Annotated in this window: 10 protein-coding genes; 5 read left to right on the forward strand and 5 right to left on the reverse strand. The window is 62.7% G+C overall.

The features are described 5' to 3' along the window. Positions 1-14: 14 nt before the first annotated feature. On the forward strand, positions 15-572 hold the full coding sequence (locus tag HP547_RS07135) for a chorismate lyase (RefSeq protein ID WP_172285893.1): 558 nt from the start codon (positions 15-17) through the stop codon (positions 570-572). After that, positions 572-1,462: a 4-hydroxybenzoate octaprenyltransferase gene (gene ubiA / locus HP547_RS07140; protein ID WP_172285894.1), complete on the forward strand. Its 891-nt coding sequence runs from the start codon at positions 572-574 to the stop codon at positions 1,460-1,462. Before HP547_RS07135 ends, ubiA begins: the two co-directional genes overlap by 1 nt. Before the next feature lie 120 nt (positions 1,463-1,582). On the opposite strand, the gene HP547_RS07145 is transcribed toward ubiA, so the two are convergent. Next, the gene (locus tag HP547_RS07145; protein ID WP_172228671.1) at positions 1,583-1,951 is read right to left on the reverse strand and encodes a hypothetical protein; all 369 of its coding nucleotides are present in this window, start codon (positions 1,949-1,951) and stop codon (positions 1,583-1,585) included. Positions 1,952-2,123: 172 nt separating this feature from the next. On the opposite strand from HP547_RS07145, the gene phoB reads away from it, so the two are divergent. The 3 genes from phoB to HP547_RS07160 all read left to right on the forward strand — a co-directional run bounded on the left by phoB (position 2,124) and on the right by HP547_RS07160 (position 5,682). Beyond that, positions 2,124-2,813, forward strand: coding sequence for a phosphate regulon transcriptional regulator PhoB (gene phoB / locus HP547_RS07150; RefSeq protein WP_003253341.1), 690 nt, complete (start codon positions 2,124-2,126; stop codon positions 2,811-2,813). A 48-nt stretch (positions 2,814-2,861) separates the two neighbouring features. Beyond that, positions 2,862-4,169, forward strand: coding sequence for a phosphate regulon sensor histidine kinase PhoR (gene phoR, locus HP547_RS07155; protein WP_172285895.1), 1,308 nt, complete (start codon positions 2,862-2,864; stop codon positions 4,167-4,169). Positions 4,170-4,341: 172 nt separating this feature from the next. Continuing rightward, the gene (locus HP547_RS07160; RefSeq protein WP_172228667.1) at positions 4,342-5,682 is read left to right on the forward strand and encodes a hemolysin family protein; all 1,341 of its coding nucleotides are present in this window, start codon (positions 4,342-4,344) and stop codon (positions 5,680-5,682) included. A gap of 12 nt (positions 5,683-5,694) precedes the next feature. On the opposite strand, the gene HP547_RS07165 is transcribed toward HP547_RS07160, so the two are convergent. The 4 genes from HP547_RS07165 to HP547_RS07180 all read right to left on the reverse strand — a co-directional run. Beyond that, entirely contained in the window at positions 5,695-6,591 is an 897-nt protein-coding gene (locus tag HP547_RS07165; protein ID WP_172285896.1) for a M23 family metallopeptidase, read from the reverse strand. A 240-nt stretch (positions 6,592-6,831) separates the two neighbouring features. Beyond that, complete coding sequence (locus HP547_RS07170) at positions 6,832-7,725, reverse strand: response regulator (RefSeq protein ID WP_172228664.1); 894 nt, start codon at positions 7,723-7,725, stop codon at positions 6,832-6,834. 164 nt (positions 7,726-7,889) lie between these two features. Then, positions 7,890-8,660 carry a phosphate signaling complex protein PhoU gene (phoU, locus tag HP547_RS07175; protein ID WP_172285897.1) on the reverse strand — a complete coding sequence of 257 codons (771 nt, stop codon included), beginning with the start codon at positions 8,658-8,660 and terminating at the stop codon, positions 7,890-7,892. A 57-nt stretch (positions 8,661-8,717) separates the two neighbouring features. Beyond that, positions 8,718-9,016: phosphate ABC transporter ATP-binding protein (locus HP547_RS07180; RefSeq protein WP_372242867.1), on the reverse strand; the 299-nt coding region annotated here is incomplete at its 5' end.

The raw sequence follows: 9,016 nt of genomic DNA on the forward strand, positions 1-9,016 counted from the left end.
CAAAGCATACCAACGTGTCGTACGAAACCCCGCAAGCAGCCGCTGTCGCGTGGCTGCCGTATTCACAGCTGGCGACCGACATCGACCAGCCGATCCTTGACTGGCTGTTCGACGAGGGCTCGCTGACTCGCCGCCTGACCCGCCTGGCCAATGACCAGTTTTCCGTCACCCCACTGTTCGAGGGCTGGCAGCCGCTGCGCGATGACGAATGCCAGGCGCTGGGTATCGCTGCGGGTGCCGAAGGCTGGGTGCGCGAGGTGTACTTGCGTGGCCATGGCCAGCCTTGGGTGTTCGCCCGCAGCGTTGCCAGCCGCAGTGCCCTGGAGCGCGGCGGCCTGGACCTGAAAACCCTGGGCAGCCGTTCGCTGGGAGAGTTGCTGTTCTGCGACCAGGCGTTCATCCGCCACCCGATCGAGGTCTGCACTTATCCACAGGCCTGGCTGCCGCCTGCAGCGGCCGATGCAGCGCTCTGGGGGCGTCGCTCGCGCTTCGAACGTGGTGGCCTGGAACTGCTGGTAGCAGAAGTGTTTCTGCCGGCAGTGTGGCAAGCGGCCAAGGAGGATAACCGCTGATGTACCTGCAACTGCTGAAGTCGCTCAACCGTCTGCACCCGCGCGCGTGGGACTTTGTCCAGCTCAGCCGCATGGACCGGCCAATCGGTATCTACCTGCTGCTGTGGCCAACCCTGTCGGCAGTGTGGATTGCCGGCAACGGTTCGCCGACCTTGGCCAACGTGCTCATATTCGGTCTGGGCGTGGTGCTGATGCGCGCTGCCGGCTGCTGCATCAACGACTTTGCCGACCGCAAGGTGGACGGCCACGTCAAGCGCACCGCCGACCGCCCCCTGGCCAGTGGCCGGGTCCGGCCACGCGAGGCACTGGCGCTGTTCGCCATCCTGGTCGGGGTGAGCTTCCTGCTGGTGCTGTGCACCAACAGCCGCACGGTGTGGCTGTCGTTCGGCGCCGTGGCCCTGGCGTTCTGCTACCCGTTCATGAAGCGCTACACCTACTATCCGCAGGTGGTACTGGGGGCAGCGTATTCCTGGGGCATCCCCATGGCCTTCACTGCCGCAGGTGGCGAGCTGCCGGCCAGCGCCTGGCTGCTGTATATCGCGAACCTGCTGTGGACGGTGGGTTACGACACCTACTACGCCATGGTCGACCGCGATGACGACCTGAAAATTGGCGTGAAGTCGACCGCGATCCTGTTCGGCGAGGCCGACCGCAACATCATCCTGACCTTGCAGCTGCTATCGCTCGGCTGCCTGTTGCTGGCGGGCAGCCGTTTCGAGCTGGGTGGCTGGTTCCACCTGGGGCTGCTGGGTGCGGCGGCGTGCTTCGCCTGGGAGTACTGGTCGACGCGCAAGCTGGACCGGGACGCGTGCTTCAAGGCGTTCCTGCACAATCATTGGGCGGGGTTGCTGGTGTTCATCGGGGTGGTGCTGGATTACGCGTTGCGTTAATGCTGATGGCGCTATCGCCGGCAAGCCAGCTCCAACAGGTACGGCGCCACCTTCAGGGCTTGCACATGGCCTGGGGGAGCTGGCTTCCCGGCGATGGGCCGCACAGCGGCCCCGGCACCTTCAAGGCTTGGCAACGTGCCACACGTCCTTCATACCGTCACCGGTCATGTCGCCGGCCTTCTTGTCCTTGACGAAGGTGTACAGCGGCTTGCCGTCATAGGCCCATTGCATCTTGCCGTCATCACGCTTGATCTGCGTCCACTTGCCCTCGGCCTTTTCGCCATCACTGACCATCAATGGCGGCCAGTTGGTAGCGCATTCGCCATTGCACATCGACTTGCCGCCCGCATCCTTGTCAAAGGTGTACAGCGTCATGCCAGCATGATCGACCCACATGCCATCCTTCTCCATGGCATGGTGGGCCGAGGCCACCCCCGGGAGCGCCAGCGCAGTGAAAAGGGCCATCCAGCTCAGCGTTTGTCGTGTCATTGGATTCACCATTGTTTCGGGGGAAATGAGTTCGGATTGCCGCTTCAGCGGCCCTCTGAAGCCTAGTTCAGTCATGGAATGTCGCCAGAACGGCCAACACCCTGTCACACAGCTGCAATAATTCCGTTATCTAATGCGGGCCAAGACACCGAATCCAGGAGAGGTTTTGAGCATGGTTGGCAGGAACATTCTGATCGTCGACGACGAAGCGCCTATTCGCGAGATGATCGCCGTTGCCCTGGAAATGGCCGGCTATGACTGCCTGGAAGCGGAAAACTCCCAACAGGCCCATGCGATCATCGTCGACCGCAAGCCGGACCTGATCCTGCTCGACTGGATGCTGCCAGGCACCTCCGGCATCGAACTGGCCCGCCGCCTCAAGCGCGACGAGCTGACCGGCGACATCCCGATCATCATGCTTACCGCCAAGGGTGAAGAGGACAACAAGATCCAGGGCCTGGAAGTAGGCGCCGACGACTACATCACCAAGCCGTTCTCACCTCGTGAGCTGGTCGCCCGCCTGAAAGCCGTGCTGCGCCGCACTGGCCCGAGCGACAGCGAAGCGCCGATCGAAGTGGGTGGCCTGCTGCTCGATCCGATCAGCCACCGCGTGACCATCGATGGCAAGCCGGCCGAAATGGGCCCTACCGAATATCGCCTGCTGCAGTTCTTCATGACCCATCAGGAGCGCGCCTACACCCGCGGCCAGCTGCTGGACCAGGTCTGGGGTGGCAATGTCTATGTCGAAGAACGCACGGTCGATGTGCACATTCGGCGCCTGCGCAAGGCGCTGGGTGAAGCCTACGAAAATCTGGTACAAACCGTCCGGGGCACTGGCTACCGCTTCTCGACCAAGAGCTGATCGAGTTCAAAAGCGCCAAGCTGCACGTCGTTGTACAAGGACCGTCAATTGAACCAGAACTGGCACGCGACCCTGATTCGCCACTTGCTGCTGCTGATCACCGTCTGCCTGATAGGCGGGCTGGTCAGCGGCTACTATGGCTGGAGCCTGGCCATCGGCCTTGCGCTTTACCTGGGCTGGACCCTCAAGCAACTGTTGCGCCTGCATGACTGGCTGCGCAACCACCAACCCGACGAAGCACCGCCCGATGGTTATGGCCTGTGGGGCGAGGTGTTTGACAGCATCTACCACCTGCAACGTCGCGACCAGCGCGTGCGCGGCCGCCTGCAGGCAGTGATCGACCGGGTGCAGGAGTCCACCGCCGCACTGCGAGACGCAGTGATCATGCTCGACAGCGATGGCAACCTGGAATGGTGGAACCGCGCCGCCGAGACCCTGCTGGGTTTCAAGACCCCACAGGACGGCGGCCAGCAGGTGACCAACCTGGTCCGCCACCCGCGCTTCAAGGATTACTTCGAGGCAGAGAACTACCTCGAACCGCTGGAAATCCCCTCACCGATCAACGACCGCATGCGCGTGCAGCTGCACATCACCCGCTACGGCAACAACGAGCACCTGATGCTGGTGCGCGATGTCACCCGCATCCACCAGCTGGAACAGATGCGCAAGGACTTCGTCGCCAACGTGTCCCACGAACTGCGCACGCCGCTGACAGTCATCACCGGTTACCTGGAAACCCTGCTGGACAACGTCGAGGACGTCAACCCGCGCTGGTGCCGCGCCCTGCAGCAGATGAGCCAGCAGGGCTCGCGCATGCAGACCCTGCTCAACGACCTGCTGCTGCTGGCCAAGCTGGAAGCCACCGATTACCCGTCGGACAACCAGCCGGTGGCCGTCGATGCCTTGCTCGCGGCGATCAAGAACGACGCGCAGGCACTGTCGGGGCCGCGCAACCAGCGCATCACCCTGGAGGCCGCCCCGGGCATACGCCTGAAGGGCAGCGAATCGGAACTGCGCAGTGCCTTTTCCAACCTGGTGTTCAATGCCGTCAAGTACACCCAGGCCGAAGGCAACATCCGCATCCGCTGGTGGGCAGATGCGCAGGGTGCGCACTTGTCGGTGCAGGACTCGGGGGTGGGTATCGATGCCAAGCACTTGCCACGCCTGACCGAACGCTTCTACCGGGTGGATTCAAGCCGTGCGTCGAATACCGGCGGCACCGGGCTGGGGCTGGCGATCGTCAAGCATGTGCTGATGCGCCACCGCGGCAAGCTGGAGATCAGCAGCGTGCCGGGGCATGGCAGTACCTTTACCTGTCACTTTACGCCGACACAATTGGCTAACGACAAGGGTTGATCGCGGCGCCGCTGTGCGGCCCTTCGCGGGCACGCCCCTCCCACAGGGACCGCAATAAATCCTCGGCTATTTGCTTTTATTGCCCCAGCCGCTACATTGGATCCCCTGTGCCAGCTAGAGCTGGCACTTTTTTTCTTCCTATCTCAAAGACGGACCCCGTAAAAACTCCATCATGGACCCTTCCCCTGGTATCAGCCTCACCTCGTTATTCGCCGATTTCGGCATGATCATCTTCGCCTTCCTGCTGGTGCTGCTCAACGGCTTCTTCGTTGCCGCCGAGTTCGCCATGGTCAAGTTGCGCTCCACACGCGTCGAGGCCATCGCCGAACAGCACGGCTGGCGCGGCAGCATCCTGCGCAAGGTACACAACCAGCTGGACGCCTACCTGTCGGCCTGTCAGCTGGGCATCACCCTGGCCTCGCTGGGCCTGGGCTGGGTCGGCGAGCCCGCCTTCGCCCACCTGCTCGAACCGCTGCTGGCGTACTTCGGTGTCGACTCGCCCGAAGTGATCAAGGGTGTTTCGTTCTTCGTCGCCTTCTTCGTCATCTCCTACCTGCACATCGTAGTCGGCGAACTGGCACCCAAGTCGTGGGCGATCCGCAAGCCGGAGCTGCTGTCGCTGTGGACGGCGGTACCGCTGTACCTGTTCTACTGGGCGATGTACCCGGCTATCTACCTGCTCAATGCCAGTGCCAACACCATCCTGCGCATTGCCGGCCAGGGCGAGCCCGGCCCGCACCACGAGCACCACTACAGCCGTGAGGAGCTGAAGCTGATTTTGCACTCCAGCCGTGGCCAGGACCCAAGCGACCAAGGCATGCGTGTGCTGGCTTCGGCGGTGGAGATGGGCGAGCTGGAAGTGGTCGACTGGGCCAACTCGCGCGAGGACATGGTCAGCATCGACGCGCAGGCGCCGTTGAAGCAGATCCTGGCCCTGGTGCGCCGCCACAAGTTCAGCCGTTACCCGGTGTACGACGCCCAACGCGAGGAGTTCACCGGCCTGCTGCACATCAAGGACCTGCTGCTGGAGCTGGCCGAACTGGAGCACTTGCCCGAGAACATCGACCTGGAAGACCTCGCCCGGCCACTGGAGCGCGTGTCGCGGCACATGCCCCTGTCGCAGTTGCTGGAGCAGTTCCGCAAGGGCGGCGCGCACTTCGTGCTGGTGGAGGAAGCCGATGGCAAGGTCATCGGCTACCTGACCATGGAAGACGTGCTTGAAGTGCTGGTGGGCGATATCCAGGACGAGCACCGCAAGACCGAACGCGGCATCCTCGCTTACCAGCCGGGCAAGCTGCTGGTGCGCGGCGACACGCCGCTGTTCAAGGTCGAGCGCCTGTTGGGCATTGACCTTGACCATATCGAGGCAGAAACCCTGGCCGGGTTGATCTACGAGACGCTCAAGCGTGTGCCTGAAGAAGAGGAAGTGCTGGAGGTCGAAGGGCTGCGCATCATCATCAAGAAGATGAAAGGGCCGAAGATCGTGCTGGCCAAGGTGCTCAAGCTGGATTGACGGCTACACCGATCAGGGGTTGCCCGCAGTAAAATCCGGCAACCCGCTGATCGGCCTGTCGAACCGGTATGGAATCGACTCCAGCGCCAACCCGACGTTGCGCTGCACCACGAAATGCAGGTGCGGGCCGGTGCTGTTACCGGTATTGCCGGACTTGGCCAGCACCTGGCCTAGCCGCACCCGCTGCCCCGCCGCCACGGCCACCGATCCGCGCATCAGGTGCAGGTAGACGCCCATGGTGCCGTCGGCGTGCAGGATCCTGACGAAGTTGCCGGCCGGGTTGGGCCCGCGTCCGCTCTGGCTATTCTCCATGCTCACCACCACACCCTCCCGCGCCGCAATGATGGTAGTACCTTCGGGCATGGCGATATCCATGGCGTAACGCCCCTTGGGGCCGAAATGGCTGACACGACCATTCGGGCCCTGGGTGACACGGAAAGGCCCCCCCACCCACGGGAACGCGTAACGGTAGCCTTGCGGCCGCTTGCCGGGGTCACCCATTGCCTGCAGCAGGGTCGAGCGGTAATTCAGCAATGTCCCGGGGCGCCCCCTCAGCACGCTGAGCAGCTGTGTTGTACGCGGCGGCAGCACGCGGCGCACGAAGCGCGGGGCATCGCCGCCTTGTGCATTGACCAGGTTGTCCAGGCGCAACTCGACCTGCACGGGCACAAGCAGTTCGTTACGTGCCGAGAAACTCACGCCCCCCTGAAACACGATCGCGTTCAGGCGTACCTCGCTTTCCATCATCTCGAACATGGGTTCGTTCAGCTGCGTAGCCCTGGAACCGGGGCCTGGCCGATCGGAGTACGAGACCGTCCCGCGGTCATCGGTGATCGCATGCAGGGTAACGCCCAGGCTCGACGCCGAGGCCAGGAGCAAGGCACAGAACAGCAGCAGGCGGGCGGGCATGATAGTGGCTTTTTGACAGTTATGATCTGTCGAAGCCTAGCAGCGGGTTTTGTGGCGGGTATGACAGCTGGTCGGATGACACGCTGTGTGGGAGCGGGCGTGCCCGCGAAGCAGGCGACGGGGTGGATGGCACGGGCTTCGCCCGTGTTCGCGGGCAAGCCCGCTCCCACAGGGATCGCACAGGCTTTTCAAGTTCTGCGCCAGGCAGTCGCTCCCCTGGGCGCATCCTGCCCTTGGCTATCAAGCGCCGGGGGAGAAGTGTTTCTGCGCAGTGCCACGGGCAATCAGCCGCGACAGGTAGTCGAGCTTCTGGGCGTCCTGGTCGACAAACTTGAAGGTCAGTTGCAGCCAGTCACTGTCAGGCTTGGGCTCCAGTGCGGCAACGGCATGCAGGTAGCCATTGAGCCGTGCCACTTCAGCGCTTTCGCCCTGTTCCAGGTCCAGCACCGCGCCCTCCAGCACCTGCGGCAGCGCTTCGCTGCGGCGCACTACCAGCAGCGCTTCTTTAAGGCTCAGCGCCTTGATCACGCACGGCTGCATGCCACTGGCCAGGCGCAGCTGGCCCTGCCCGCGACCGCTCGGCGTGGTGCTAGCCGTCGCGGCTGCAGCGGGAGCCGTGACCACTGGCCTGGCGGGAGCCGGCGCCGCGACCTTGACCGCCTCCGGCTTGCCGGCTGTCAGCGCATTCAGCGAATCATTGGCAAACGCTGAATTGCCCCGTGCAGGGCCGATGGCCATCAGGCTGTCGAGCTTGCCGATTTTGCTCAGGGCCTTTTTCACCTTGGTCAGCAGTTGCTCGTTGGTGAACGGCTTGCCGACAAAATCGGAAACGCCCGCCTGAATCGCCTGAATGACGTTTTCCTTGTCGCCACGGCTGGTCACCATGATGAACTGCAGGTTTTTCAGCGCAGGCTGCTGACGGCACCAGGTGAGCAGTTCCAGGCCGGACATTTCCGGCATTTCCCAGTCACACAGGACCAGGTCGAATGCTTCCTTGCCCAGCATGGCCATGGCCTTGCGACCGTTGACCGCATCGTCGATGGCCATGCCCGGAAAGGCATTGCGCAGGCACTTGCGGACTAGGTCACGGATAAACGGGGCGTCATCCACGACCAGCACATTCACTTTACTCATCGATACTCCTTTTGAATCCCGACTAGCCTACTGGCAAATAATGGCCATTTGCTACAACCTGGTCACGCCGGGACTTCTTCACATCGTTCGCGGGTGCCTGCCGGCTCCTCGACCGCAAACGAAAACGCCCGGCGTAGGCCGGGCGTCGATGCACGGGAGCAACCTTATTTATCGTCAGGTTTGCCCGGAACATTAGCCTTTTCGCCGTCGGCGAAAGCGGTACCCTGCACTTCTGCAGTCATGCGCTTGAGGCCCATGTGGCGCACGTCGGTGCCGCGCACCAGGTAGATCACCAGCTCGGAGATGTTGCGCGCATGGTCACCGATACGCTCCAGCGAACGCAGCGCCCAGATCACGCTGAGTACCCGCGAGATCGAGCGCGGGTCTTCCATCATGTAGGTCACCAGCTCGCGCAGGGCGGTCTTGTACTCGCGGTCGATGGTCTTGTCGTACTGGGCCACCGACAACGCCAACTCGGCGTCGAAGCGGGCAAAGGCGTCCAGCGCGTCGCGCACCATGTTGCGCACCTGGTCACCGATATGGCGCACTTCGACGTAACCGCGCGGCGACTCGCCCTCTTCACACAGCTGGATGGCACGGCGGGCGATCTTGGTCGCTTCGTCACCGATGCGTTCCAGATCGATCACCGACTTGGAAATGCTGATGATCAGGCGCAGGTCGGAGGCCGCCGGCTGACGACGGGCGAGGATGCGCACGCACTCCTCGTCGATATTGCGCTCCATCTGGTTGATCTGCTCGTCCACTTCGCGCACTTGCTGGGCCAGGCCCGAGTCGGCCTCGATCAACGCGGTTACCGCGTCGTTGACCTGCTTTTCCACCAGGCCGCCCATGGCCAGCAGATGGCTGCGCACCTCTTCGAGCTCGGCGTTGAACTGCTGGGAGATATGGTGGGTCAGGCTTTCTTTGTTGATCATCTTTTTGTCCTTTGGTAGCGCGGCCTTGTAGGAGCGGGTGCTCATTGCGAGCCGCGCTTAACCGTAGCGACCGGTGATGTAGTCTTCGGTCTGCTTCTTCGCCGGATTGGTGAACAGGGTATCGGTATCCCCGAATTCGACCAGTTTGCCCATGTACATGAAGGCGGTGTAGTCCGAAACACGGGCCGCCTGTTGCATGTTGTGGGTCACGATGACGATGGTGTATTTGGATTTCAACTCGTAGATCAGTTCTTCGACCTTCAGGGTCGAGATCGGGTCCAGTGCCGAGCACGGTTCATCGAGCAGCAGCACTTCCGGCTCGACGGCGATGGTGCGAGCAATCACCAGACGCTGCT

Origin of the sequence: Pseudomonas sp. CM27 (assembly GCF_013179515.1) — a bacterium.
Taxonomy (GTDB): domain Bacteria; phylum Pseudomonadota; class Gammaproteobacteria; order Pseudomonadales; family Pseudomonadaceae; genus Aquipseudomonas.